This is a genomic window from Pseudomonas sp. OIL-1, from assembly GCF_010669185.1.
Taxonomy (GTDB): domain Bacteria; phylum Pseudomonadota; class Gammaproteobacteria; order Pseudomonadales; family Pseudomonadaceae; genus Halopseudomonas; species Halopseudomonas profundi.
This window is the reverse complement of sequence record NZ_CP048629.1, coordinates 1,398,801-1,424,207: the sequence shown is the minus strand read 5'-3', so window position 1 is coordinate 1,424,207 and position 25,407 is coordinate 1,398,801. Positions and strand designations below refer to the sequence as shown.

Annotated in this window: 21 protein-coding genes, 2 tRNA genes, 3 rRNA genes and 1 riboswitch; of the genes, 12 read left to right on the top strand and 14 right to left on the bottom strand. The window is 56.0% G+C overall.

Annotated elements, in window-relative coordinates; translation table 11 throughout:
- Position 1: 1 nt before the first annotated feature.
- From cysT to tyrS, 8 genes are all read right to left on the bottom strand, one after another.
- Entirely contained in the window at positions 2–868 is an 867-nt protein-coding gene (gene cysT, locus G3M63_RS06705) for a sulfate ABC transporter permease subunit CysT (RefSeq protein WP_163982234.1), read from the bottom strand.
- A 12-nt stretch (positions 869–880) separates the two neighbouring features.
- On the bottom strand, positions 881–1,900 hold the full coding sequence (cysP, locus tag G3M63_RS06700; protein WP_163982232.1) for a thiosulfate ABC transporter substrate-binding protein CysP: 1,020 nt from the start codon (positions 1,898–1,900) through the stop codon (positions 881–883).
- Positions 1,901–2,227: 327 nt separating this feature from the next.
- Positions 2,228–2,343: ribosomal RNA gene (gene rrf / locus G3M63_RS06695) — 5S ribosomal RNA — on the bottom strand.
- 151 nt (positions 2,344–2,494) lie between these two features.
- Positions 2,495–5,384: ribosomal RNA gene (locus G3M63_RS06690) — 23S ribosomal RNA — on the bottom strand.
- 298 nt (positions 5,385–5,682) lie between these two features.
- A tRNA-Ala gene (locus G3M63_RS06685) sits at positions 5,683–5,758 on the bottom strand.
- Positions 5,759–5,784: 26 nt separating this feature from the next.
- A tRNA-Ile gene (locus G3M63_RS06680) sits at positions 5,785–5,861 on the bottom strand.
- 104 nt (positions 5,862–5,965) lie between these two features.
- A 16S ribosomal RNA gene (locus tag G3M63_RS06675) occupies positions 5,966–7,502 on the bottom strand.
- The 16S, 23S and 5S rRNA genes sit together here with 2 tRNA genes alongside, the layout of an rRNA operon.
- A gap of 530 nt (positions 7,503–8,032) precedes the next feature.
- Complete coding sequence (tyrS, locus tag G3M63_RS06670; protein WP_163982230.1) at positions 8,033–9,232, bottom strand: tyrosine--tRNA ligase; 1,200 nt, start codon at positions 9,230–9,232, stop codon at positions 8,033–8,035.
- A 238-nt stretch (positions 9,233–9,470) separates the two neighbouring features.
- On the opposite strand from tyrS, the gene G3M63_RS06665 reads away from it, so the two are divergent.
- Both G3M63_RS06665 and G3M63_RS06660 read left to right on the top strand, forming a co-directional pair.
- Positions 9,471–10,922, top strand: a complete 1,452-nt coding sequence (locus G3M63_RS06665) for a peptidoglycan DD-metalloendopeptidase family protein (RefSeq protein ID WP_163982228.1) — start codon at positions 9,471–9,473, stop codon at positions 10,920–10,922.
- Complete coding sequence (locus G3M63_RS06660; RefSeq protein ID WP_150302277.1) at positions 10,922–12,022, top strand: anhydro-N-acetylmuramic acid kinase; 1,101 nt, start codon at positions 10,922–10,924, stop codon at positions 12,020–12,022. Before G3M63_RS06665 ends, G3M63_RS06660 begins: the two co-directional genes overlap by 1 nt.
- Here the strand turns inward: G3M63_RS06660 and G3M63_RS06655 are convergent, their stop codons facing one another.
- From G3M63_RS06655 to argC, 5 genes are all read right to left on the bottom strand, one after another.
- Positions 12,023–13,162: an NnrS family protein gene (locus tag G3M63_RS06655; protein ID WP_163982226.1), complete on the bottom strand. Its 1,140-nt coding sequence runs from the start codon at positions 13,160–13,162 to the stop codon at positions 12,023–12,025.
- Between the two features lie 152 nt (positions 13,163–13,314).
- Entirely contained in the window at positions 13,315–13,668 is a 354-nt protein-coding gene (erpA, locus tag G3M63_RS06650) for an iron-sulfur cluster insertion protein ErpA (RefSeq protein WP_150302279.1), read from the bottom strand.
- 70 nt (positions 13,669–13,738) lie between these two features.
- On the bottom strand, positions 13,739–14,167 hold the full coding sequence (locus G3M63_RS06645) for a polymer-forming cytoskeletal protein (protein ID WP_150302280.1): 429 nt from the start codon (positions 14,165–14,167) through the stop codon (positions 13,739–13,741).
- Positions 14,167–14,931, bottom strand: coding sequence for a DUF6776 family protein (locus tag G3M63_RS06640; RefSeq protein ID WP_163982224.1), 765 nt, complete (start codon positions 14,929–14,931; stop codon positions 14,167–14,169). Before G3M63_RS06640 ends, G3M63_RS06645 begins: the two co-directional genes overlap by 1 nt.
- The gene (gene argC, locus G3M63_RS06635) at positions 14,928–15,962 is read right to left on the bottom strand and encodes an N-acetyl-gamma-glutamyl-phosphate reductase (protein ID WP_163982222.1); all 1,035 of its coding nucleotides are present in this window, start codon (positions 15,960–15,962) and stop codon (positions 14,928–14,930) included. The genes G3M63_RS06640 and argC overlap by 4 nt, the downstream gene beginning before the upstream one ends.
- Before the next feature lie 123 nt (positions 15,963–16,085).
- On the opposite strand from argC, the gene hemJ reads away from it, so the two are divergent.
- The 3 genes from hemJ (at position 16,086) to coq7 (ending at position 17,631) form a co-directional block, all read left to right on the top strand.
- Positions 16,086–16,508, top strand: a complete 423-nt coding sequence (hemJ, locus tag G3M63_RS06630) for a protoporphyrinogen oxidase HemJ (RefSeq protein ID WP_163982221.1) — start codon at positions 16,086–16,088, stop codon at positions 16,506–16,508.
- 84 nt (positions 16,509–16,592) lie between these two features.
- Positions 16,593–16,931: a histidine triad nucleotide-binding protein gene (locus tag G3M63_RS06625; RefSeq protein ID WP_150302284.1), complete on the top strand. Its 339-nt coding sequence runs from the start codon at positions 16,593–16,595 to the stop codon at positions 16,929–16,931.
- Between the two features lie 52 nt (positions 16,932–16,983).
- On the top strand, positions 16,984–17,631 hold the full coding sequence (gene coq7 / locus G3M63_RS06620) for a 2-polyprenyl-3-methyl-6-methoxy-1,4-benzoquinone monooxygenase (RefSeq protein WP_163982220.1): 648 nt from the start codon (positions 16,984–16,986) through the stop codon (positions 17,629–17,631).
- A gap of 21 nt (positions 17,632–17,652) precedes the next feature.
- Here coq7 and G3M63_RS06615 read toward each other — a convergent pair whose 3' ends face one another.
- Entirely contained in the window at positions 17,653–18,075 is a 423-nt protein-coding gene (locus G3M63_RS06615; RefSeq protein ID WP_150302286.1) for an OsmC family protein, read from the bottom strand.
- 239 nt (positions 18,076–18,314) lie between these two features.
- Here G3M63_RS06615 and crp point away from each other — a divergent pair, with 239 nt between their 5' ends.
- From crp to dxs, 7 genes are all read left to right on the top strand, one after another.
- Entirely contained in the window at positions 18,315–18,959 is a 645-nt protein-coding gene (gene crp, locus G3M63_RS06610; RefSeq protein ID WP_150302287.1) for a cAMP-activated global transcriptional regulator CRP, read from the top strand.
- 64 nt (positions 18,960–19,023) lie between these two features.
- The gene (locus G3M63_RS06605; RefSeq protein ID WP_163982218.1) at positions 19,024–20,376 is read left to right on the top strand and encodes an adenosylmethionine--8-amino-7-oxononanoate transaminase; all 1,353 of its coding nucleotides are present in this window, start codon (positions 19,024–19,026) and stop codon (positions 20,374–20,376) included.
- A gap of 4 nt (positions 20,377–20,380) precedes the next feature.
- The gene (locus G3M63_RS06600) at positions 20,381–21,103 is read left to right on the top strand and encodes a 16S rRNA (uracil(1498)-N(3))-methyltransferase (protein WP_163982216.1); all 723 of its coding nucleotides are present in this window, start codon (positions 20,381–20,383) and stop codon (positions 21,101–21,103) included.
- 60 nt (positions 21,104–21,163) lie between these two features.
- Positions 21,164–21,937, top strand: a complete 774-nt coding sequence (locus G3M63_RS06595) for a sulfite exporter TauE/SafE family protein (RefSeq protein WP_163982214.1) — start codon at positions 21,164–21,166, stop codon at positions 21,935–21,937.
- Positions 21,938–22,003: 66 nt separating this feature from the next.
- The gene (locus G3M63_RS06590; RefSeq protein WP_163982212.1) at positions 22,004–22,243 is read left to right on the top strand and encodes an exodeoxyribonuclease VII small subunit; all 240 of its coding nucleotides are present in this window, start codon (positions 22,004–22,006) and stop codon (positions 22,241–22,243) included.
- Positions 22,236–23,123: a polyprenyl synthetase family protein gene (locus G3M63_RS06585; protein WP_150302292.1), complete on the top strand. Its 888-nt coding sequence runs from the start codon at positions 22,236–22,238 to the stop codon at positions 23,121–23,123. The genes G3M63_RS06590 and G3M63_RS06585 overlap by 8 nt, the downstream gene beginning before the upstream one ends.
- Positions 23,124–23,218: 95 nt before the next feature.
- The gene (gene dxs, locus G3M63_RS06580) at positions 23,219–25,126 is read left to right on the top strand and encodes a 1-deoxy-D-xylulose-5-phosphate synthase (protein ID WP_163982211.1); all 1,908 of its coding nucleotides are present in this window, start codon (positions 23,219–23,221) and stop codon (positions 25,124–25,126) included.
- A 30-nt stretch (positions 25,127–25,156) separates the two neighbouring features.
- Positions 25,157–25,386, top strand: a riboswitch (cobalamin riboswitch).
- The last annotated feature ends 21 nt before the right edge of the window (positions 25,387–25,407 follow it).

The following is a 25,407-nucleotide window of genomic DNA, read 5'->3' as shown; positions in this document are numbered from 1 at the left end:
ATTACCGTCCTTGCAGCCGGCGCAGATAACGCGCCTGCCATAGATTGATGCCAAGCAACAGGATCAGCGAAGCCACAAGCACGACCGAAGCGATCGCGCTCGCGGCCGCGTGGTCAAATTCCTGCAGACGGACAAAGATCATCAAGCTGATAATTTCACTGACGTAGGGCATGTTGCCTGCAATAAAGATGACCGCACCGAACTCACCGAGGCTGCGGGTGAAGGACAGCGCCACCCCGGTCATCAGGGCTGGCCACATTGCAGGCAAAAGAATGCGGCGAAATACGGTCCAGTCCGACGCACCCAGGCTGACAGCAGCTTCTTCATCTTCGGGTGCAAAATCCTCCAGCACCGGCTGCACCGTTCTGACGACAAACGGAAGGCTGGTAAAGGACATCGCCACAATGATACCCAGCGGGGTGAAAGCGACCTTTATTCCGAGCAATGCGAACAGCTGCCCGTACCAGCCATCCGGCGCGAAAAGCACCGTCAGGGTGATGCCCGCTACGGCAGTCGGCAAGGCAAACGGCAGGTCAACGAGCGCGTCCATCAGGCGCTTGCCGGGGAACTCATAGCGCACCAGAACCCAGGCCAGCAACAATCCAACCACGCCATTGATGATGGAGGCCAACGCGGCAGCCCAGAGCGTCACCTTATAAGACGCCACCACACGCTCATCGGTGACTACTGCCCAGTATTCAGCCCAGCCCATGCCTGCGGTCTGCACGATCAAACCTGTGACAGGCAGTATGAGCACGAGGCTGATAAAGAACAGCGATACGCCGAGGCTCAACGCAAAACCCGGCAAGACGCGCTTGCCGGGTTGGCTGGAACGGCCCGGCAACAAGCCGGAGGGAGATTGATTCATTTAGGGTATGAGTTACCGACGTTGAAGTTGGTCGAGCTTTCCACCGCTGGCGAAGTGCACTTTCATCACATTTTCCCAGCTGCCGCCGATCTCTTCGACGGGCAGCAGCTCCACTTCAGGAAACTGGTCAGCGAACTCGGCTTTGACCGTTTCGTTATGCACACGGTTGTAGAATCCGGCGATCAGGCGCTGCGCATCTTCCGTATAAAGGTTTTCGAGATACGCCTTGGCCAGCTCTTCGGTCCCGTTTTTCTCGACGCTCTTGTCGATCCAGGTCACCGGGAATTCCGCCAGGAAGCTGATCTTGGGAACCACGACTTCGTAGCCCTCATTCTGCGCCGCGATGTTGTTGACCTCGGCTTCGAAGGTGAGCAATACATCACCAATTCCACGCTCAACGAAGGTAGTGGTCGCACCCCGTCCGCCCGTATCGAATACAGCTACGTTACCCAACATGTTCCGCAGGAAGTCATCAATGGCGTCCTGGTCGTCACCAAATGTCTTCTGAGCGTAGCCCAGCGCGGCAAGGTAAGTGTAACGACCGTTACCAGAGGTCTTCGGGTTCGGTAGAACAGAGCTGACATCGTCGCGGACCAGGTCGTCCCAGTTACGAATGTTCTTCGGATTGCCCTCGCGGACCAGGAACGCCATGGTGGAGTAGTAAGGTGAGCTGGCATTTGGCAAACGCTCGCGCCAGTTCTCCGGAATCAGGTTGCCCCGTTGATGCAGGATATCGACATCGGTGACCTGGTTGTAGGTCACCACATCAGCGCGCAGTCCTTGCAGGATAGCTTGTGCCTGACGGGAAGAACCGGCGTGAGACTGCTTGATCTCAACCGTCTTGCCGGTTTTTTCCTGCCACTGCTTTGCGAATAGTTCGTTGTATTCGGAGAACAGTTCGCGGGCGATATCGTAGGAGGAATTCAGGAGTTCCTGGTCAGCGGCCTGGGCTGGAAGCGTCAACCCAACGCTCAGAAACAATGCGGCAACTTTTGAACCGGTACGCTTAGATAAAGCGATGAAACTGGCCATGCAATCCTCCCGATATGCTCACGCATTTTAAATGTTCGATCAGAGCAGGCAGGTTACCCAAGCCAACCAGATAGAACAAATTGTTTATTAGACAGATTTGGTTATTACTTAATCCGCTAAAGCATATAGCTTGGTGGGAATCCTAATAGCAAAAGAACAAACCAAAGGGTTCGGCCGTGAAAAAAAGCATCAGTTCACATTCGTCGTGACTGAAGCATCTGCAGACTGAGCACTCGTATTTCGAAGCATTAAAACGATATTGCGGTTTCCAGGCGCATAAAAGAACACCCCGACCTGTCTCCAGATCGGGGTGTTCTCGGTATAAGCGCTTGACGATGACCTACTCTCACATGGGGAGACCCCACACTACCATCGGCGATGCATCGTTTCACTTCTGAGTTCGGGATGGGATCAGGTGGTTCCAATGCTCTATGGTCGTCAAGCAATTCGTTGCTATGCGGTTGTTAGTCCACACGGCGTAAAGGGTTGGGAGCGTGATAGAAGCTCAGACAAGGTGGTAACTGTGATCTCTGCAGTTCCAGACTGTCGTTCAATCGGTGTCTTGTATAACACCGTAAATTGCTTGGGTGTTATATGGTCAAGCCACACGGGCAATTAGTACTGGTTAGCTCAACGCCTTGCAACGCTTACACACCCAGCCTATCAACGTCGTAGTCTTCGACGGCCCTTCAGGGGAGTCAAGCTCCCGGTGAGATCTCATCTTGAGGCAAGTTTCCCGCTTAGATGCTTTCAGCGGTTATCTTTTCCGAACGTAGCTACCCGGCAATGCCACTGGCGTGACAACCGGAACACCAGAGGTTCGTCCACTCCGGTCCTCTCGTACTAGGAGCAGCCCCTCTCAAATCTCAAACGTCCACGGCAGATAGGGACCGAACTGTCTCACGACGTTCTAAACCCAGCTCGCGTACCACTTTAAATGGCGAACAGCCATACCCTTGGGACCGGCTTCAGCCCCAGGATGTGATGAGCCGACATCGAGGTGCCAAACACCGCCGTCGATATGAACTCTTGGGCGGTATCAGCCTGTTATCCCCGGAGTACCTTTTATCCGTTGAGCGATGGCCCTTCCATACAGAACCACCGGATCACTAAGACCTACTTTCGTACCTGCTCGACGTGTTGGTCTCGCAGTCAAGCGCGCTTTTGCCTTTATACTCTACGCACGATTTCCGACCGTGCTGAGCGCACCTTCGTACTCCTCCGTTACTCTTTGGGAGGAGACCGCCCCAGTCAAACTACCCACCATACACTGTCCTCGATCCGGATAACGGACCAGAGTTAGAACCTCAAAGTTGCCAGGGTGGTATTTCAAGGTTGGCTCCACGCGAACTAGCGTCCACGCTTCAAAGCCTCCCACCTATCCTACACAAGCAAATTCAAAGTCCAGTGCAAAGCTATAGTAAAGGTTCACGGGGTCTTTCCGTCTAGCCGCGGATACACTGCATCTTCACAGCGATTTCAATTTCACTGAGTCTCGGGTGGAGACAGCGCCGCCATCATTACGCCATTCGTGCAGGTCGGAACTTACCCGACAAGGAATTTCGCTACCTTAGGACCGTTATAGTTACGGCCGCCGTTTACCGGGGCTTCGATCAAGAGCTTCGCCGAAGCTAACCCCATCAATTAACCTTCCGGCACCGGGCAGGCGTCACACCCTATACGTCCACTTTCGTGTTTGCAGAGTGCTGTGTTTTTAATAAACAGTTGCAGCGGCCTGGTATCTTCGACCAGCCAGAGCTTACGCAGTAAATGCTTCACCCTAGCCGGCGCACCTTCTCCCGAAGTTACGGTGCCATTTTGCCTAGTTCCTTCACCCGAGTTCTCTCAAGCGCCTTGGTATTCTCTACCTGACCACCTGTGTCGGTTTGGGGTACGATTCCTAGTTACCTGAAGCTTAGAGGCTTTTCCTGGAAGCATGGCATCAACCACTTCGCGTTCTAAAAGAACGCTCGTCATCGGTTCTCGGCCTTAGGATCCCGGATTTACCTAAGATCCCAGCCTACCGCCTTAAACAAGGACAACCAACGCCTTGCTGGCCTAGCCTTCTCCGTCCCCCCATCGCAGTAACTAGAAGTACGGGAATATTAACCCGTTTCCCATCGACTACGCCTTTCGGCCTCGCCTTAGGGGTCGACTCACCCTGCGTCGATTAACGTTGCGCAGGAACCCTTGGTCTTCCGGCGTGGGAGTTTTTCACTCCCATTGTCGTTACTCATGTCAGCATTCGCACTTCTGATACCTCCAGCCAACTTCTCAATTGACCTTCACAGGCTTACAGAACGCTCCTCTACCGCTCATCTTACGATGAACCCGTAGCTTCGGTGTATGGTTTGAGCCCCGTTACATCTTCCGCGCAGGCCGACTCGACTAGTGAGCTATTACGCTTTCTTTAAAGGATGGCTGCTTCTAAGCCAACCTCCTAGCTGTCTAAGCCTTCCCACATCGTTTCCCACTTAACCATAACTTTGGGACCTTAGCTGACGGTCTGGGTTGTTTCCCTTTTCACGACGGACGTTAGCACCCGCCGTGTGTCTCCCGTGCTGACACTCACTGGTATTCGGAGTTTGCATGGGGTTGGTAAGTCGGGATGACCCCCTAGCCCAAACAGTGCTCTACCCCCAGTGGTGATACACGAGGCGCTACCTAAATAGCTTTCGAGGAGAACCAGCTATCTCCGAGCTTGATTAGCCTTTCACTCCTATCCACAAGTCATCCGCTAACTTTTCAACGGTAGTCGGTTCGGTCCTCCAGTGCCTGTTACGGCACCTTCAACCTGCCCATGGATAGATCGCCCGGTTTCGGGTCTATACCCTGCGACTAAACGCCCTATTAAGACTCGGTTTCCCTACGCCTCCCCTATACGGTTAAGCTTGCCACAGAATATAAGTCGCTGACCCATTATACAAAAGGTACGCAGTCACGGAACAAGTCCGCTCCCACTGCTTGTACGCATACGGTTTCAGGTTCTATTTCACTCCCCTCACAGGGGTTCTTTTCGCCTTTCCCTCACGGTACTGGTTCACTATCGGTCAGTCAGGAGTATTTAGCCTTGGAGGATGGTCCCCCCATGTTCAGACAACGTTTCACGTGCGCCGTCCTACTCGATTTCACAGCTAAGAGCCTTTCGTGTACGGGGCTATCACCCACTACGGCCGCCATTTCCAGGGCGTTCCACTAAACTCTAAACTGCTTAAGGGCTGCTCCCCGTTCGCTCGCCACTACTTGGGGAATCTCGGTTGATTTCTTTTCCTCGGGGTACTTAGATGTTTCAGTTCCCCCGGTTCGCCTCACACACCTATGTATTCAGTGTGTGATACCTGGCTTATGCCAAGTGGGTTTCCCCATTCAGAAATGTCCGGATCATAGCTTGTTTGCCAGCTCCCCGAACCTTATCGCAGGCTACAACGTCTTTCATCGCCTCTGACTGCCAAGGCATCCACCGTATGCGCTTATTCACTTGACCATATAACCCCAAACAATCTTGCTGTTGCCAGCGCGACCGATCGAAGTCACATGTTATATCGACATGATTTCACGACAATCCGGAACTTGCGTTGAGATTACAAGTTACCTTAGCCATAACCCTGTGCAGTGAAACACAGTGCTATGTCTTGTCTTACTTCTATCACTTTCCCAAATTTTTAAAGAGCGGCTGGCTATTAAAGACCAGACATCAATGATCCACCCAATGGTGATCATTCATGTATGAACTCTAGGTCCAGCTAAGGCGTTGTCATTGCGTTCGGTACGTCGGTCTGTCTTGGTGGAGCCAAGCGGGATCGAACCGCTGACCTCCTGCGTGCAAGGCAGGCGCTCTCCCAGCTGAGCTATGGCCCCTTTAAGAACCGTCGCACCTCGACAATTGGTGGGTCTGGGCAGATTCGAACTGCCGACCTCACCCTTATCAGGGGTGCGCTCTAACCAACTGAGCTACAGACCCAATTATCTCGGGTACCTTGCAGCACAAAGCGCTGCAACCCAATCGCCTTTCTGTTGAATCAAGTAATTCGTGTGAGTGCTTGAAGAGTGTCGAGATCTATCGATTAAGGAGGTGATCCAGCCGCAGGTTCCCCTACGGCTACCTTGTTACGACTTCACCCCAGTCATGAATCACACCGTGGTAACCGTCCTCCCGAAGGTTAGACTAGCTACTTCTGGTGCAACCCACTCCCATGGTGTGACGGGCGGTGTGTACAAGGCCCGGGAACGTATTCACCGCGACGTTCTGATTCGCGATTACTAGCGATTCCGACTTCACGGAGTCGAGTTGCAGACTCCGATCCGGACTACGAACGGTTTTTCGGGATTAGCTCCACCTCGCGGCTTGGCAACCCTCTGTACCGCCCATTGTAGCACGTGTGTAGCCCTGGCCGTAAGGGCCATGATGACTTGACGTCATCCCCACCTTCCTCCGGTTTGTCACCGGCAGTCTCCTTAGAGTGCCCACCATTATGTGCTGGTAACTAAGGACAAGGGTTGCGCTCGTTACGGGACTTAACCCAACATCTCACGACACGAGCTGACGACAGCCATGCAGCACCTGTGTCTGAGTTCCCGAAGGCACCAATCCATCTCTGGAAAGTTCTCAGCATGTCAAGGCCAGGTAAGGTTCTTCGCGTTGCTTCGAATTAAACCACATGCTCCACCGCTTGTGCGGGCCCCCGTCAATTCATTTGAGTTTTAATCTTGCGACCGTACTCCCCAGGCGGTCAACTTAGTGCGTTAGCTGCGCCACTAAGAACTCAAGGTTCCCAACGGCTAGTTGACATCGTTTACGGCGTGGACTACCAGGGTATCTAATCCTGTTTGCTCCCCACGCTTTCGCACCTCAGTGTCAGTATCAGTCCAGGTAGTCGCCTTCGCCACTGGTGTTCCTTCCTATATCTACGCATTTCACCGCTACACAGGAAATTCCACTACCCTCTACCGTACTCTAGTTCAGCAGTTATGAAAGCAGTTCCCAGGTTGAGCCCGGGGATTTCACACCCATCTTACTGAACCACCTACGCGCGCTTTACGCCCAGTAATTCCGATTAACGCTTGCACCCTCTGTATTACCGCGGCTGCTGGCACAGAGTTAGCCGGTGCTTATTCTGCCGGTAACGTCAAAACTGACACGTATTAGGCGTCAGCCCTTCCTCCCGGCTTAAAGTGCTTTACAATCCGAAGACCTTCTTCACACACGCGGCATGGCTGGATCAGGCTTGCGCCCATTGTCCAATATTCCCCACTGCTGCCTCCCGTAGGAGTCTGGACCGTGTCTCAGTTCCAGTGTGACTGATCATCCTCTCAGACCAGTTACGGATCGTCGCCTTGGTGAGCCATTACCCCACCAACTAGCTAATCCGACCTGGGCTCATCTGATAGCGCAAGGTCCGAAGATCCCCTGCTTTCTCCCGTAGGACGTACGCGGTATTAGCGCCCGTTTCCGGACGTTATCCCCCACTATCAGGCAGATTCCCAGGTATTACTCACCCGTCCGCCGCTCTCAAGAGAAGCAAGCTTCTCTCTACCGCTCGACTTGCATGTGTTAGGCCTGCCGCCAGCGTTCAATCTGAGCCATGATCAAACTCTTCAGTTTAAAAACTGCTTGGGTTTTGAGAAAACCCTAAACTTGGCTCAGCTTTACAAATAAACTCGATGAATTCACAGAGTTACTTGCTTGGCTGATAATCTTGCGATCATCGAGCAATTCAGCAAGCACCCACACGAATTACTTGATTCAGATTGTTAAAGAGCGATTCGGCCGGCGTTTCCGCCTTGCCAAGGCCGCGTATTCTACGCTAACCTTCTGATCCGTCAAGCAATTTTGTGAAGTATTTTTGCTGCTTCACTTGCTGCCTGAATGGCCTGAACAGCGCTGCTGTTCCGTGCCAGGGAGGCGCATTCTACAGGAGCCAAGCTCGCTGTCAACACCTTCCGTAAACCTTGATGAGCTTCACTCATCGCTGCGAACAACCGATCCACCCAGCCCTTCGCAGAGCGGCGCATTCTACGCCTTCTCTTCAGCCTGTCAACCCCTAAATTATCGCTAACTTATTGATTGCAAAGCGCTTATTCCGTAGCGCCATGACTTGAGAGAGGCGCATTATAGGCGCTTGAATTGTGCCGTCAAGGCGTTTCTACTCGGATACGTGCAAATTTCTTCTTACCGGCCTGGCACACATATTCAGAGCCCGGATTGAACTCGAAGCTGCGCTCGACAACCTGCCCGTCTACCTTTACAGAGCCAGCTGCGAGAAGGTCCCGTGCAGCGGCCGCATTCTTTACCAGTCCAGCACGATTCAACACGGCGGAGACCGGTAATGGCCCAGCAGATTCCAACACAACCTCCGGCATATCGTCGGGCAACTCCCCATCAGCCAAGCGGTTACCGGCGGAACGATGTGCATTGGTAGCTGCCTCCTCACCATGGAAACGCGCTACCAGCTCTTCGGCCAGCCTGATCTTGATATCCCTTGGGTTCGCGCCCTTCTCGACATCAGCACGGAAACCCTCTATCTCGACCATGCTGCGGAAGCTGAGCAGCTCGAAGTAACGCCACATCAATGCATCTGGCATCGACACAATCTTGCTATACATCTCGCCCGGCACATCGTTGATACCAACGTAATTGCCCAGCGACTTGGACATCTTCTTGACGCCATCCAGCCCTTCGAGCAAAGGCATGGTGAGTGTGATTTGTGGCTCCTGACCGTACTGCCGCTGCAGCTCACGCCCCATCAGCAAGTTGAACTTCTGATCCGTGCCACCCAACTCTACGTCAGCCTTCATCGCTACCGAGTCGTATCCCTGCACCAGCGGATAGAGAAACTCATGGATTGCTATCGACTGACCACCCTTGTAACGCTTATCGAAATCATCTCTCTCCAGCATACGGGCTACGGTGTATTTGCCCGCCAACTGGACCATGTCGGCCGCACCGAGCTTATCCATCCATTCGGAGTTAAACAGGACCTGGGTCTTTTCCGGATCAAGAATCTTGAAGACCTGCTCTTTATAGGTTTCCGCATTAGCCATAACCTGATCGCGCGTCAACGGCTGCCGGGTGATGTTCTTACCCGAAGGATCACCAATCATTCCAGTGAAGTCACCTATAAGGAACAGCACCTGATGACCAAGCTCCTGAAACTGGCGAAGCTTGTTAATAAGGACGGTGTGTCCCAGGTGCAGATCCGGGGCAGTCGGATCAAACCCGGCCTTGATTCGCAGCGGTACGCCACGCTCAAGCTTGGCGCGAAGTTCGCCTTCTACGAGAATCTCTTCCGCACCGCGCTTGATCAGCGCCAACTGCTCGTCAACCGGCTTCATGTCGGGAATCCTGTGGCTGTCTGGAATAAAAAAGGAGCAAACCTTACAACATTGCCGCTCAATTTCAAGCTTGCACGGCCGATGAACAGATTATGCGGCGCCCGGCATGACGGAAAAACGTCAAGAGCCTGCGTTGTAAAAATGACGGATGATGCACATTATGACTTGCGCCTTCAGGGTTTCAGTTATAATTTAGCAAGTTAGTCAACATTCCATAGAATCAATCACAAGAGCGCTTATGCCTCCTCAAAAGACAAAGACGCCGCGATACCCAAAAAGCCATATTATGGCAGCCAGCGGAATCGCTGCAGCGCTGAGTATCTTCCTGCTAGTCATCCCTACGGCGGATGTCGAAGCGCGCCGGACGTTCGTTCCACTTGAACTTGAATCGTCCCCCATACTGGAAACCCAACCCTCTGTTTCAGAACAGCTGGATGCACTGATCGGCGAGACAATTACCCCACTCCAAGTGGCCGAGCCTGTTGATGCTCCCGTTCAAGCTGAAGCGTCTCCCGCGATTCTGCAATCGCTTACTCTCGCTCCGCCGATGAGCCCCGAACCTGCCGAAGCGACAGCAGCGCCCCCAACTGACTGGATCAGCGTCACCGTGGCCGCAGGCAATACGCTGTCAGTATTGTTCAGCCAGCTCGGATTCTCCGCTGCCTCGCTTCACTCTGTGGTATCCAGCAGTAAAGATGCACAACGGTTCACGCGGCTCAAAGTAGGCCAGGTCGTTGAATTCAAGAAGGACGACACAGGCGACCTGTTGGCCATCCGCTCCAAGCTCAACGATCTCGAAACGATCCGGCTCGACCGAAAGGGGGACACCTTTGCTTTCACGACTGAAAGCATCAAGCCGGATGTTCGGACACGGTTTGCCAACGGGGAAATCAACAGCTCGCTGTTCCTTTCAGCCCAGAAAGCCGGTTTGTCGCACAACCTGACCATGCAGATGGCCAACATCTTCGGCTATGACGTCGATTTCGCCAGAGAAATCCGTAAGGGAGACTCCTTCGAAGTGCTTTTCGAAGAGCTACATGTAGGCGAAAAGCGCGTGGGCACCAATAACATCCTGGCGGCCCGCTTTACCAACCGCGGCAAGATTTTCACAGCTGTTCGGTACACCGACAAAAACGGAAATAGCAGCTATTACCGCGCAGACGGCACCAGCATGCGCAAGGCTTTTATCCGGACACCGGTCGAGCTGGCTCGCATCAGCTCGCGCTACAACCCGAACCGCCGCCATCCGGTACTGAAAACCGTGCGCCCACACCGTGGTGTTGATTACGCTGCAGTGACCGGCACGCCGATCCGCGCGACGGGCGATGGCCGTGTCGTACATGCCGGACGCAAAGGCGGTTATGGCAACACTGTAGTGATCAAACACGGACAGAAATATCAGACCTTGTACGCTCACATGAGCCGCTTTGCCAAGGGTCTGAACGCCGGCGACAACGTCTCACAGGGTCAGGTAATCGGCTATGTTGGCACCACCGGGCTTTCTACCGGGCCGCACCTGCACTATGAATTCCTGGTAAACGGGACGCACGTGGATCCGCTTAACGTCAAACTGCCGGTATCCGACCCTATTCCAAAAGCCGAGCGCACAGCCTTTCTGGAGATCAGCAATAGCCTAATGGCCGCGCTGGATCAGCAAGGCAGTACTCAGCTGGCATCGCTGGCAGAATAATGTCCGAGCTTTATGTCGGTATCATGTCAGGCACCAGCCTGGATGGTATCGACATCGCGCTGGTTTCCTTCGAAGGCCAGCAGGCCGCATTGATAGGCGCGACCTGCCTGCCTTTTCCCGATTCTCTCCGTAACAATTTGCTCGCACTTTGCAAACCCGGCCCTGATGAAATCCAGCGGGCCGGGCATGCCGGTATCGCGTGGGCCGAACTCGCGGCCAGCGGAGTGCGTACGTTACTCGCCGAGCATTCAATTGACGCGTCACAGGTCAGCGCTATCGGCAGCCACGGCCAGACGATTCGACACCATCCCGAGCTGGGGTTTAGCTGCCAGATCGGCGCTCCTGCCCTGCTCGCCGAACTTAGCGGGATTTCCGTTATATGCGACTTTCGCAGCCGCGACGTAGCAGCCGGCGGCCAGGGCGCACCGCTGGTTCCGGCGTTTCATCATTGGCTGCTCAGCTCCCCGCAAACCGTTCGCGTTCTGGTCAATATCGGTGGCTTTGCCAACCTGACGGTTCTGAGGCCCAACCAGGCTGTATCGGGTTTTGATAGCGGCCCGGGAAATGTGCTGCTTGATCACTGGATCAGTCAACATCATGGCGAAGCCTTCGATCGCGATGGAGACTGGGCACGAAGCGGCACAGTGAAAGACGAAATCCTCAGCCGAATGCTGGATGATCCCTATTTCCAGCGTAAGCCGCCGAAAAGTACTGGCCGTGAATATTTCAATGCGTCCTGGCTGGAAAGCATACTGCAGCAGGCAAGCGAAACCTTCGATCCTGCCGATATTCAGGCAACCCTGCTAGAGCTCACCGCCCGATCCATCGCTCAGGATGTTTTCACCAGCGTCACCGATACGGCAGACATCTACCTGTGCGGCGGCGGTGCACGCAATGGCTGGCTGATGCAACGTCTCGAGCAATTACTGGCACCGCTATCGGTCAGCAGCACTCATGCGGTCGGTGTCGACCCCGACTGGATGGAAGCTATCGCCTTCGCCTGGCTGGCGTGGCGCTTTGATAAACGAGAAACCGCGAGCCTACCCGCCGTCACGGGAGCGCGAGGCAAGCGGATTCTCGGGGCGTTGTATCCGGCTTGATCAAGGTCGTGCTGTTTTGCCGGGTACGTTTCTGAACCTGAGCAGGAAAACCAGCAAACCGAGAAACGCCACACTCCAGCCAGTGGCAGCCAACACATGCATTTCCACGACCGGAATCAGCGTACCAGCGAAGATGCGGGCTACGGCAGCGAGACTGATCAACCCTGTCGCAAGGTAGATTGCCGGCGCAGCGTTGGGGTCCTTTCGAGTCCGCTGCGCCTGGCTACGCGCCATGACAGAAAGCGTCAGGCTCCCCAACGCTCCGACGCTAACCCCATGCAACGCCGTCGACAACGGCAGCGCCTGGAAAAGCAGCGCACCACCGATCAGGAGCCATCCAACAACCAACCAGGTATAACCTGCCGTCAAAGCAAGCAGATCCGACCGATCCAGACATTGCCAGACAGGCCAACGCAGCAGCCGGACCAGGGCCACACCCGCTGAAACAAGGAGTGAAATCCCCACAATTAACTGTGCCGCTTCGCCTGGAAGCAGATTGGCGATCAGAGCCGAAGCCAGCAACAGGAGCACATATCCCTCCAACCGCGGCTGAAGTCGGGCTTGAAGCTCGCGGTTCTGTTTCAACAGATGCGTCGCTATGGCGGGCGCGAGCATTCTTCCGCTCATGAAGAACATCAGCGCACTTAATAACAGAATGGCTTCGAACAACAATCCATGCGCCGGTCCAGGGTGATCCGCCAGCAGCAGAGTCTGAAACACGGCCGCAGCCACACATAGTCCAAGCAAAATGGGCGCAAGCGTTTTGTTGCGCCATTTTTTCGCGCCAGCGAAGCGCGGCACCACTTTGTAGGCAAGAACCGCAGCAAACAGAATATTGGCCAATGCCGACAGGTAACTTGCAGGCCAGCCGAGAAAAGCAACACGTGCAGCAAGCCAGAGCGAGAGCATCGTCCCCAGCCACCGCCGAGGCTGCGGACCAAGCACGTACCCCGCCACAACCGCGATGGCAAAGCCAAACAGCATTTCGTGGGCGTGACCTAGAGAACCGACCAGACCAGGAGGAGCAGCCAGTATTCCAAACTGTGCCAGCACGGACCACGGCAGGATAAATGCGCCGTAGGCGGTGGCGACAGGAAAAAAGATCAGACTGGCCAAGGGTTGTTTCGCTTGCTTGGACAAACCCTTTCTCCTACTCAGCGAAGGGAAGCCGGCGCTGCATTTGTTCGGATTTTCAAAGGGGGTACGACAACCACGAACAACGGTTATCGGGGCGGCGCCCAATGAGATGACAGGACACCGGTACGGCCCGCCGTAGCGGACAGGCTACTGACTCAGATAGAGAATGATGAACCGCAGCCGCACGTGCTAGCCGCGTTAGGATTGTTGATCACGAAACGGGAACCTTCGAGACCTTCCTGATAATCAACTTCTGAACCAGCGAGATACTGGAAGCTCATCGGATCCACTACCAGCCTCACACCGCCACGCTCGACAACCGTATCGTCCTCAGCCAGCTCATCGTCGAAGGTGAATCCGTATTGGAACCCCGAACAGCCGCCCCCCGTAACAAACACACGCAGGCTCAGGCGCTCATTGCCCTCTTCTTCGATGAGAGCACGCACCTTACCAACCGCGCTATCCGAGAAGTTCAGCGGAGTGGGGGTAAAGATTTCAGCAGTCGACATACAACCTCCAGCAGCGGGTACCGCAGCACAACAGACCCGGTATTATGGTTAACCCGAGTCTTTTGGTCAACTATTCACCCGGCTCGCTTCCTATCGAAGCCAGATTGACCGGCAGCTCGTCATTGGCCAGCTCGTTGCCCAGATATTTCAGCTGACCGCTTATCTGTGCGCCCATTACCATTTCCATGAAACGGTAATGGAGATCTCCGTTGATGCGGGCGTTGGTGTCCAGTTCCAAATGCTCGAACGCATACACATCACCCATTATCTGGCCATTCACTTTCACGCTGGGCGCCCTGATCACACCTTCAACCTGACCGTGCTCGCTGACCCGAACCAACCCCTGCTCGGCTTCAATGCTACCAATCACACGCCCATCAATTTGCAACGCTCCCTGGAAGCGGATATCACCGCGCACCACCGCGTCCTGGGCAATGACGGTCGTCTTCCCACCAAACTGACTGATGTCCATTTTTTTTAGCTTTTCGGTTTTCCACATCAGGATTTTGCTCCCGTTACTGTCCAGTCGAACATCTGTTCCACCAACGTCTTGCCGTCATGCTCGGCACGTAGATGCACACGTTTAGGTTGAAACCCTTCTGGAAGCGACAATTCGGCTTCCCTGCCACTGGCCGGCAGCACCTGAAAATAGCGAAAATCCAGCGCCAGCCCTTCATCGTCTCCGACCGCAGTCATGCTCGATAAAGGTATCACTACTTCCTCACCGTCGCGCGAGCCGTGCACCTCAATAAACAGGGTCGCCTGTGTTGTTTCGCTCTCGCTGCCTACCCGGCTGACCATAACCTTGTAGCGAAACACATCCGGGCGCTCGGTGGACTGCAACTCAAACGCCTGGAAGCGCAAGCCCGGCACCATCGCATTGGGCGCCAATGCACCCTGATAGGTAGCAAGATCCTGCTGCAACTTGAAGAGCTGCTGTTCCAGATCGGTGATAATCTTTCGACCATCTCTCACTGCTTCGCGGGCGACCAGCAGATCGACTTCCAGTTGCTGGTAACGCTGCTGCGTCTGGTCCAGCTCAGCCTGAAGCGTTTGATGGCTGTCACGCAGCTGGGAATGATTTTCGACTAATTGCGACCGCAGGGCGGCATCCCACCCAAGCCAGGCGGCAGCCGGAAATGCCAGTAACACAAATATCGCCAGGACGCGCCTGGCCAGGCGGGCGAACCGTGATTCCACCGGAACCACGGCAAGACGATGTCCGCGCCGTAACGGAACCCGGCGCAGCAACTGGTCGGTCAAGGCATCAGCGCCGGATGAGCGAGTCCGAGGCTTTCTTCGAGCCCCAGCGCAATGTTCATATTCTGGATCGCCTGTCCGGATGCGCCCTTGACCAGGTTATCGATCACCGAGAGCACCACCACCAGGTCGCCTCCCTGCGGACGATGAACCGCCAGCCGGCACTGGTTCGCGCCGCGTACGCTTCGCGTTTCAGGATGACTTCCTGCCGGCATCACATCGACGAAAGGCTCGTCTGCATAGCGGTCAACGAATAGCTGCTGCAGATCGACAGAATGATCCGTGACTGTGGCATAAAGCGTAGCGTGAATACCGCGGATCATGGGCGTCAGGTGTGGTACGAATGTCAGACCTATCTGCCCCCCTGATGCAATGCGCAAGCCCTGGCTGATTTCTGGAAGGTGCCGGTGTCCTATTACGCCATAGGCTTTCATGCTTTCACCCGCCTCGCCAAACAGCGCACCGACGCTCGCGCCACGTCCAGCACCGCTAACACCAGACTTGCAATCGGCAATCAGTCGCGTGGTATCGGCCAATCCGGCTTCAAGCAGAGGCAGTAGCCCCAGTTGCACGGCGGTCGGGTAGCAACCTGGCACAGCGATCAGCTGCGCGCTGCGTATTGCCTCCCGGTTTACTTCCGGCAGACCATAGACGGCCTGGCCAAGCAAATCGGCAGCGCCATGCGGCTGACCATACCATTGCGCCCACTCCTCGGCATCTTTGAGCCGGAAATCGGCGGACAGGTCAATCACCCGAACGCCCGTGGCCAGCAACTCGGCAGCCATCGAATGGGCAACACCATGTGGCGTGGCGAAAAACACGACGTCGCAGGCGCCGAGCCGCTGGACATCCGGAACACTGAAGGCCAGATTGTCATAATGGCCGCGCAAATTAGGGTACATGTCGATGACGCGGACGCCCTCTTCCGAACGGGAAGTGATGACCTCAACCTGCGCTTCAGGATGCTGAGCCAGTAACCGAAGCAGTTCCACTCCGGTATACCCGGTGCCGCCGACAATGCCGATCCTGATCATGATTGCTCCCCAAAACGATTGAACATGGCAAATAGACCTCTATGATAAGAGTCCGCTGGAGCAAATTACCAGTAAAGCTATCCCATCATCGGCAGCGTGCCGAAACTTGTTAAGGATCGTCAGGTGTATCTCTGGATCAAGGCATTCCATATCATCGCTGTCATCACCTGGTTTGCGGGCCTGTTTTATCTGCCTCGCCTGTTCGTCTATCACGCCGCTGCAGATGATCGGCTGAGCCTGGAGCGGTTCAAGGTGATGGAGCGCAAGCTTTATCGGGGCATCATGATGCCGTCCATGCTGGTAGCGGTAGTGCTGGGGCTCTGGATGGTGATGCTGCAGCCCGGGTATCTTGAGCAGGCCTGGCTACATGCCAAGCTCACGCTGGTCGCGCTGATAGTGCTCTACCACTTCGCCTGCGGTGCCCTGCTACGAACCTTCGCCGCTGACCAGAATACGCGCTCGCACGTGTTTTACCGCTGGTTTAACGAAGCTCCGGTATTGGTATTGATGGCCATCGTGCTGCTGGTAGTGCTCAAGCCATTCTGACCGACCGCTTTGCAATATGCCGTGGTTTCATTCTCGCCACGGTTGGTTAAACTGAAACTCTGCACGCGAAACGAGGAGCACCTAGTGGACTGTCTGTTCTGCAAGATAGCTGAAGGCAAGATCCCGGCTAAAACCCTGTTTGAAGATGACCAGGTCATCGCCTTTCATGACATCAATCCACAGGCGCCGGTGCACTTTCTGGTATTGCCTAAAAAGCATATCGCCACGTTGAACGACATGACCGAAGATGACCGCGCGCTGGTCGGGCATATGACCTACATCGGGCAGAAACTGGCGCTTGAACAGGGCTGTGACCAGGGGTTTCGGACAGTTTTCAACTGCAAGGAATTCGGTAGCCAGTCGGTATACCATATTCATCTGCATGTGCTCGGACAGCGGCAAATGGGCTGGCCGCCGGGCTAAACGGCCGCATCAGAACAGCCGCCGACCCATCTACCTGCCCTAGGAGTACGCGATGAGCGCTTCACGTCATTACAGTCTGATTGATCGATTACTGGTGCAAGCTGATCAGTCGCTGCGCACGCTGATCCCCGGCGCGGCTCAAGCCAACCGACCATCCCCGGCACAGCACATCACCAGTGACGATATACCCGAAAACGCGCGACGGCATATTGCCGGCCTCATGCGTATCAATCACACGGGAGAAGTCTGCGCGCAGGCTTTATATCAAGGGCAGGCTCTCACCGCGAAACTTCCGGATGTGCGAGGCAAAATGGAGCAGGCCGCGGCCGAGGAAATAGACCATCTGGCCTGGTGTGAACAGCGGCTGCGCGAGCTGTGCAGTCATCCCAGCGTTTTCAACCCGTTGTTCTATGGACTGTCATTCGGAATGGGGGCTGCCGCAGGACTGGTCAGCGATCGAATCAGTCTGGGCTTTGTTGCAGCAACCGAGCAGCTGGTAGAAAAGCATCTCGATGATCACCTCGAAGACCTGCCCGGGAACGACGCAAAATCGCGCGCTATCCTCGAACAGATGCGTGAAGACGAGATCGAACACGGGAACCAGGCCCTCGATGCAGGGGGGGCAGTGTTCCCGGCGCCCGTCAAATTGGCGATGACATTGATGTCACGGGTCATGACAAAGGCCAGCTACCGCACCTGAGGCGCAGCTGGCCATGGCGGGTCAGTCTACTTCGATGATCTCGTAATCGTGCGACATCTTCACGCCAGCGCGGCCAAACATGATCGAAGCAGAGCAGTACTTCTCGGCTGAAAGCTCCACCGCACGTTTGACGTGTTGCTCCTTGAGGTTCTTGCCGCTGACGATAAAGTGCACGTGCACCGCCGTGAACACCTTTGGCTCAGTCTCGGCGCGCTCGCCTTCAAGCACGGTCTGTACATCCCGGATATCCTGCCGCGCCTTGCGCAGGATGCTCACCACATCATAACTGGCGCACCCCCCCAGACCGATAAGCACCGTTTCCATCGGCCGGACACCCATGTTGCGTCCGCCTGCCTCAGGCGGACCATCCATAACCAATGTGTGGCCGCTGCCGGATTCGCCGACGAACATTGCCCCATCAACCCACTTGATATGCGCTTTCATATGCTCTCCAGCGGCACCAATTCACAATTCGAAAGACCGGCAGAATAACACAGGCCAAACGGGCCAGTGGCGGTATGGTCATTTGCAGTGAAACTGGACATAATCAGATTTGGTCTCGGAAATGAGGCTGCATGGATGCCAGGCATCCTATGATAAGGACCACAATAACGGAGCAAAAGGATAGTCCGGTTTTTTTGTCCAAGGACCCAGTTTATCAGCCCACTGCAAGGACACATCACATGGTTGCTATAGCCCCCATACCAAAAATAAAGAATATCGACGCTTATCTCTCTTATTGTCATCGCCGCCGCTTCGCCGCACGCAGCACCATCATCCACGCTGGCGACTCTTCCGAAACCCTCTTCTATATCGTCAAAGGATCGGTGACCATCCTCATCGAAGACGAGCACGGCCGGGAAATGATCATTGCCTATCTGAACCAGGGCGACTTTTTCGGCGAGATGGGCCTGTTCGATCAGCATCTCGCGCAACAGGACCGCAGCGCCTGGGTGCGCGCCAAATCGGAATGCGAAGTCGCGGAGATGAGCTACAGCAAATTCCGCGAGCTAAGCCAACGCGACCCCGAGCTGCTCTATGCGGTCGGTCGACAAATGGCCGAGCGCTTACGCAACACCACCCGCAAGGTAGGCAACCTGGCATTCCTCGACGTGACCGGTCGCGTCGCAGGCAGCCTGCTCGAGCTGTGCAAGCAGCCTGATGCGATGACCCATCCTGACGGCATGCAAATCAAGATTACCCGACAGGAAATCGGTCGTATCGTCGGCTGCTCACGCGAGATGGTCGGCCGAGTGCTGAAAAATCTTGAAGAGCAGGGTCTTATCGATGTGAAGGGCAAGACGATGGTGATCTTCGGCACCCGCTGAGGGCCTGCAGCAACATAACGGCTCATGTACAATCGCCGCATCATTTTCTCGTGGTGAGGCGATTATGGGCTTGAACAATCAGTGGATGCAGCGCGATATTTCTGTGCTCTGGCACCCCTGCACCCAGATGAAAGATCACGAACACATGCCGGTCATCCCGATCCAACGGGGTGAAGGGGTATGGCTGCATGACTTCGAAGGCAACCGCTATCTCGATGCCGTGAGTTCCTGGTGGGTCAATATTTTTGGCCATGCCAATCCGCATATCAATCAGCGAGTCAAGGATCAGCTCGACACCCTTGAGCACGTCATTCTGAGCGGCTTCAGTCATCCTTCGGTAATCGAGTTGTCCGAACGGCTGGTCCAGATGACGCCGGCCCCGCTCACCCGCTGCTTCTATGCTGACAACGGCTCGTCCTGTATCGAAGTCGCGTTGAAAATGAGCTTCCATTATTGGTTGAACATCGGCCAACCACGGAAAAAGCGCTTTATTACCCTGTCCAACAGCTACCACGGCGAGACCCTCGCCGCGCTGGCTGTGGGCGACGTAGCGCTGTACAAGCAAACCTATGAACCGCTGTTGATGGATGTGATCACCGTCCCTTCGCCCGATTGCTACGAGCGCGAAGAGGGCGTCAGCTGGGAAGCCCATAGCCGGCAGATGTTCGAGCACATGGAGAAAACCCTCGCCGAGAATCATGAAGAGGTCGCGGCTGTCATTGTCGAACCGCTGATCCAGTGCGCCGGCGGTATGCGGATGTATCATCCCGTCTACCTCAAGCTGCTGCGCGAAGCCTGTGATCGCTACGGCGTGCACCTGATCCATGATGAGATCGCCGTCGGCTTCGGCCGAACGGGTTCGATGTTCGCCTGTGAGCAGGCCGATATCAGTCCGGATTTCCTGTGCCTGTCCAAGGCGCTCACCGGAGGGTATCTCCCCATGGCTGTGTGCCTGACGACAGACAAGGTGTACGACGCCTTTTACGATGACTATGAGAACATGCGCGCGTTTCTGCATTCTCACAGCTATACCGGCAATCCGCTGGCCTGCGCCGCGGCCCTGGCGACTCTCGACCTGCTCGAGCAGAACGATGTAATCCAGGCCAACCGCAGCCTGGCAGCGCATATGAACAAGGCGACCAGCCATTTCACTGACCATCCGCACGTAGCGGAAGTGCGCCAGACCGGCATGGTTCTGGCTATTGAGTTGGTCAAGGACAAGCGCAGCCGCACGCCCTTCCCCTGGCAGGAGCGCCGCGGCATCCGTGTCTACCAACACGGCCTGAAGAACGAATCCCTGCTGCGCCCGCTGGGCAATGTAGTGTACTTCATGCCTCCCTACGTCATTACTCCGGATCAGATCGATCACCTGGCAAGCGTTGCCTGGGAAGGTATCCAGCTGGCGACGCGGGACTGATTGCATGCGCGTATCCCGCTTCTATCTGGACCAACTTCTGACTGAGGGCGAACATTCGCTCGCGGGCGATGTTGCCCATTACATCGGGCGGGTGCTGCGCCTGGCACCCGGAGCGCCGGTGCAGATTTTCAATGGTTCAGGCCAGGAGTGGGCGGGAGAAATCATTCAGGTCAGCAAGCGGGAAGTGATCGTGCGGCTGGATGCACCCATACCCGGTTTGCCGGAGTCGTCTCTGCGTATTCATCTCGGTCAGGCGATGTCCCGCGGGGAACGCATGGATTGGGTGATTCAGAAGGCCGTGGAGCTTGGAGCGGCCGAAATCACGCCGCTGTCTACCGAGCGCTGCGAAGTGAAGCTGCAGGGTGAGCGGGCAGAAAAGCGGCAGAACCACTGGCAACAGATCGCTGTCAGTGCCTGCGAACAATGCGGCCGTAGCGTCGTGCCGCGGATAAACCCGCCTACTGCAGTGGATGACTGGCTCACCAGCGTCGAGGCCGACCTGCGCCTGGTAATGCATCACCGTACCGATGAGAATCTGACCAGCATTCAGCCGCCCAAGAGCCTTGCTCTGTTGATAGGTCCCGAAGGTGGGTTAAGCGCTGATGAAATAGCCCGCGCCGAAAAAACGGGCTTCCATGCCACGCGTTTCGGCCCACGGGTATTACGTACCGAGACCGCTCCGGTTGTCGCTCTGAGCATTGCCCAGCATCTCTGGGGTGATTTCTAGAAACAGGTACCCTGTTCGGTGGAACCGGACGAAAACAGCTGGTGCTGAGATAGGGATCACATGGACTACTGGCATGTAGTATTGATCGCCATGGGAGGCTTTGCCGCCGGCGCGATGAACGCTTTGGCGGGAGGCGGCACCTTCTTCTCGTTTCCCGCCCTGCTCGCCGCCGGTATCGCCCCCGTCAGCGCGAACGCAACGAACGCCGTCGCTCTGTGGCCGGCAAGCCTTTCCGCTGCCATGGCCAACCGTCGTGTATTGCGTCGATTACCGCTGCGCAGCTATTTACTGCCATTGATGGTCGCTGCGCTGATTGGCGGTTTAGTGGGTGGCCTGATCCTGCTGATCACCACTGATCAGACCTTCACGTTATTGATCCCGTGGCTTCTACTGGTGGCTACACTGCTATTCACTTTCAGCAGGCAACTCGGCCGGCTTGTACGCAAAGGCGAAGAACTCCAAAGCGAAAACCGCATCGGACCGACCGGTTTCGTCTGCCAGTTACTCGTATCAATCTACGGCGGATTCTTTGGTGCCGGTATGGGCATTCTGATGATTGCCAGCCTGGCCATCTCCGGTCGTACCGAAGTGCTGGAAATCAATGCCATCAAGAACCTCATGTCTTCTACTATCTACAGCGTAGCGGCCGTGACTTTCATCATCGCTGGTGCGATTCACTGGCCGGCCTTGCTGATCATGCTGGTAGGAACGGTCAGCGGCGGCTATGCCGGCGGGCTGTTTGCTCGCGCTTTGCCTGATGCCTGGCTGCGCTGGCTGGTCATCGCCATCGGCTGGGGCCTGAGCCTGTATTATTTCTATGTCATATACGGCTGATTGACCGGCTCAGCGGGCTTGGGTAAGGTTCAGCCCGAGCGGATCAGCCCAACCGAGGTAATCATCATGGCCCGAAAGAAACCCATCGATTTCGAGCAGTCACTAGGTGCATTGCAGCAACTGGTAGAACGCTTGGAAAGTGGCGAACTCAGCCTCGAGGATTCCCTCACTGCCTTCGAGCAAGGCGTGGCACTCACGCGCGATTGCCAGCTCGCGCTCACACAAGCCGAGCAGAAGGTCCAGCAGCTGGTGGAGCAGAATGGCACCCCAACGACGCTGCCGCTGGATAACACCCCGGATGAGTGACTTTGATAGTTACCTGCGCCATTGCCAAGCCCGTATCAATGGCTATCTGACTCGGCGCTTCGACAATAACCACCCCCGTCTCGAACAGTTGTTTTCGGCGATGCGTTACAGCGTCACCATCGGTGGTAAGCGCGTGCGTCCGCTATTGGCCTATGCCAGTTGTGAAGCGCTCGACGGTCAGCCGGAGCAGGCCGATGTCGCCGCAGCCGCGGCTGAGCTGATTCACGCCTATTCGCTGATTCATGACGATCTACCGGCCATGGACGACGATGATTTGCGCCGCGGCCAACCCACCTGTCATCGCGCCTACAACGAAGCGACCGCGATATTGGCAGGGGATGCCCTCCAGGCTCAGGCCTTCGAATGGCTGAGCGGCGCGGAGCACATACCCGCAGAAACGCGTCTGCGCATGGTGCAGATACTCGCCGCAGCTGCCGGCCCCCGCGGCATGGTCGGTGGTCAGGCTATCGACCTCGCTGCAGTGGGCCAGCAGCTGGACGTACAAACCCTGGAAGATATGCACCGCCACAAAACCGGAGCCTTGATATGCGCCAGCATTCAGCTTGGCGCCCTGGCTAGCGGCAAGGCTTCCGAGCAACAGCTGACAGCACTCAACGACTATGCCGGCGCCATCGGTCTCGCCTTTCAGGTTCAGGACGATATCCTGGATGTCGAAAGTGAAACCAGCATACTCGGCAAACAACAGGGCGCTGATGCAGCCCGCGACAAGCCGACCTATCCTGCCCTGCTTGGCCTGCAAGGGGCACATAATCTGGCGAGTGAGCTGCGCGACCAGGCCATCTCAGCCTTGCAGCCCTTCGATGCCGGTGCCGACCGGCTTCGGCAAGTGGCGGACTATATAATCAAACGCCAATTCTGAACCGCCGGTAAGCCAAGGTTGGGCTATTGACCTGCATCGGGTAAACTGCTCGTTTATTTTCTTGCCACCGGGCGTGGCCACAAGAGCCCTGTTTGATGCCTAGCACTTTCCACGAGATACCTCTTGAGCGTCCCAGCACTCCGCTGCTGGACCGCATCAGCGACACCGACGTTCTGCGCGGTATGGATGAAGAATCCCTTCCGCAGCTGGCCGACGAGCTGCGCGCCTTTTTATTGTGGACCGTCGGCCAGACCGGCGGGCATTTTGGTGCCGGGCTGGGCGTCATCGAACTGACCCTCGCGCTGCATTACGTCTACCAGACGCCTGAAGATCGGCTGGTATGGGACGTCGGCCATCAAGCCTATCCGCATAAAATCCTGACCGGTCGCCGCGAATTGATGCATACCCTGAGGCAGAAGGAGGGTCTCGCAGCTTTCCCCCGGCGCGCTGAAAGTCCCTACGACACCTTTGGTGTCGGGCATTCCAGTACCTCGATCAGTGCCGCTCTGGGCATGGCTATCGCATCGCGCCTGCAAGGACTGGATCGCCGCTCGGTCGCTGTGATTGGCGATGGCGCGATGACCGCCGGCATGGCCTTTGAAGCCCTGAACCACGCCTCCGATGTCGGCGCCGACATGCTGGTGGTATTGAACGACAATGACATGTCGATTTCGCGAAATGTTGGCGGACTGTCCAACTATCTGGCGAAGATTCTTTCCAGCCGCACCTATTCGCATATGCGAGAAGGCAGCCGCAAAGTGCTTTCCAAGATTCCAAAGGCGTGGGAACTGGCGCGTCGTACCGAAGAGCATGCCAAGGGCATGCTGGTACCTGGCACTCTGTTTGAAGAGCTGGGCTGGAACTATATCGGCCCCATCGATGGTCATGACTTGCCGCTGCTGATCAGCACCCTGCGCAATATGCGTGGGTTGCCCGGTCCGCAACTACTGCACGTGGTCACACAGAAGGGCAAGGGCTTCTCTCCTGCCGAAGCAGATCCCATTGGCTATCATGCCATTACCAAGCTGGAGCCCTCCCGCTCCGCCAGCCCTCCAAGCGGCCCGGCGAAGCTGAAGTACTCAGCAGTATTCGGTCAATGGTTGTGCGATATGGCTGCGCTCGATAAACGCCTGGTCGGTATCACACCGGCTATGAAAGAAGGCTCGGATCTGGTCGCTTTCAGTGAGCGCTTCCCCGACAGGTATTTCGACGTCGCCATCGCTGAGCAGCATGCAGTGACCCTGGCGGCGGGCATGGCCTGTGACGGTGTGAAGCCAGTGGTCGCGATCTACTCTACCTTCCTGCAACGGGCCTATGACCAGGTCGTTCACGATGTCGCCGTGCAGAATCTTGACGTGTTGTTTGCCATCGACCGTGCCGGATTGGTAGGCGAAGACGGCCCGACCCACGCCGGCAGCTTCGATCTGTCGTTCCTGCGCTGCCTGCCGAACATGATGATCATGGCGCCAGCCGACGAGAATGAGACCCGGCAGATGTTGACGACCGGCTTTCTGCACCACGGCCCGACCGCCGTGCGCTATCCGCGCGGTACCGGCACAGGCGTAGCCATAGATTCCATGCTTCAGCCCCTCCCCATCGGAAAGGGCATCGTCACCCGTCAGGGTCAGCGAGTAGCCATTCTGTGTTTCGGCACCCTGCATGCCAATGCGCTGGTCGCTGCTGAAGCGCTCAACGCAACAGTGGCCAACATGCGCTTTGTGAAACCACTGGACACCGAGCTGATCAATCAGCTGATCGAGCAGCACGAGCTGCTGGTCACGCTTGAAGAAAACGCCGTGATGGGTGGTGCCGGCAGTGCGGTGAATGAATGGCTCATGGCTCATGGCATCAATCAGCCGGTACTCAATCTGGGATTGCCGGATATTTACGTCGAACATGCCAAGCCCTCGGAAATGCTTGCCGAATGCGGGCTGGATGCAGCCGGCATCGAGCGCTCGATTCGCGACAGGCTTTCCCTCCCCCCCGTCATCAACCACGCTTGACCTCTACTGGCAAAGCGCCTAGAGTCCTCTCCGCTTCCAGTCGCACTGGGTGCCTGGTAGTTCAAACTGCCAGGTGAAACGGGAAGTCGGTGCAACCCCGACGCTGCCCCCGCAACGGTAAAGGATCGCAGGCCTGCCTGCCGGTAATGTCATCCGCCACTGTGTTTCGTACATGGGAAGGCGACATTATCCTGGGGATTTTCACCAAGAGAATCCCACGATCCTGAGCCCGGAGACCGGCCCTGTGCGAAGACTCTATTCGGTGCGATATGTCCTTGTGG

Bases quoted from the DNA above. Each gene is read 5' to 3' on its own strand.
- G3M63_RS06590 (WP_163982212.1), top strand. From the start codon at position 22,004: ATGGCCCGAAAGAAACCCATCGATTTCGAGCAGTCACTAGGTGCATTG.
- crp (WP_150302287.1), top strand. From the start codon at position 18,315: ATGGTTGCTATAGCCCCCATACCAAAAATAAAGAATATCGACGCTTAT.
- tyrS (WP_163982230.1), bottom strand. From the start codon at position 9,232: ATGAAGCCGGTTGACGAGCAGTTGGCGCTGATCAAGCGCGGTGCGGAA.
- coq7 (WP_163982220.1), top strand. From the start codon at position 16,984: ATGAGCGCTTCACGTCATTACAGTCTGATTGATCGATTACTGGTGCAA.
- G3M63_RS06665 (WP_163982228.1), top strand. From the start codon at position 9,471: ATGCCTCCTCAAAAGACAAAGACGCCGCGATACCCAAAAAGCCATATT.
- argC (WP_163982222.1), bottom strand. From the start codon at position 15,962: ATGATCAGGATCGGCATTGTCGGCGGCACCGGGTATACCGGAGTGGAA.
- dxs (WP_163982211.1), top strand. From the start codon at position 23,219: ATGCCTAGCACTTTCCACGAGATACCTCTTGAGCGTCCCAGCACTCCG.
- G3M63_RS06660 (WP_150302277.1), top strand. From the start codon at position 10,922: ATGTCCGAGCTTTATGTCGGTATCATGTCAGGCACCAGCCTGGATGGT.
- G3M63_RS06605 (WP_163982218.1), top strand. From the start codon at position 19,024: ATGGGCTTGAACAATCAGTGGATGCAGCGCGATATTTCTGTGCTCTGG.
- G3M63_RS06600 (WP_163982216.1), top strand. From the start codon at position 20,381: ATGCGCGTATCCCGCTTCTATCTGGACCAACTTCTGACTGAGGGCGAA.
- cysT (WP_163982234.1), bottom strand. From the start codon at position 868: ATGAATCAATCTCCCTCCGGCTTGTTGCCGGGCCGTTCCAGCCAACCC.
- G3M63_RS06615 (WP_150302286.1), bottom strand. From the start codon at position 18,075: ATGAAAGCGCATATCAAGTGGGTTGATGGGGCAATGTTCGTCGGCGAA.
- G3M63_RS06585 (WP_150302292.1), top strand. From the start codon at position 22,236: ATGAGTGACTTTGATAGTTACCTGCGCCATTGCCAAGCCCGTATCAAT.
- cysP (WP_163982232.1), bottom strand. From the start codon at position 1,900: ATGGCCAGTTTCATCGCTTTATCTAAGCGTACCGGTTCAAAAGTTGCC.
- G3M63_RS06645 (WP_150302280.1), bottom strand. From the start codon at position 14,167: ATGTGGAAAACCGAAAAGCTAAAAAAAATGGACATCAGTCAGTTTGGT.
- erpA (WP_150302279.1), bottom strand. From the start codon at position 13,668: ATGTCGACTGCTGAAATCTTTACCCCCACTCCGCTGAACTTCTCGGAT.
- G3M63_RS06595 (WP_163982214.1), top strand. From the start codon at position 21,164: ATGGACTACTGGCATGTAGTATTGATCGCCATGGGAGGCTTTGCCGCC.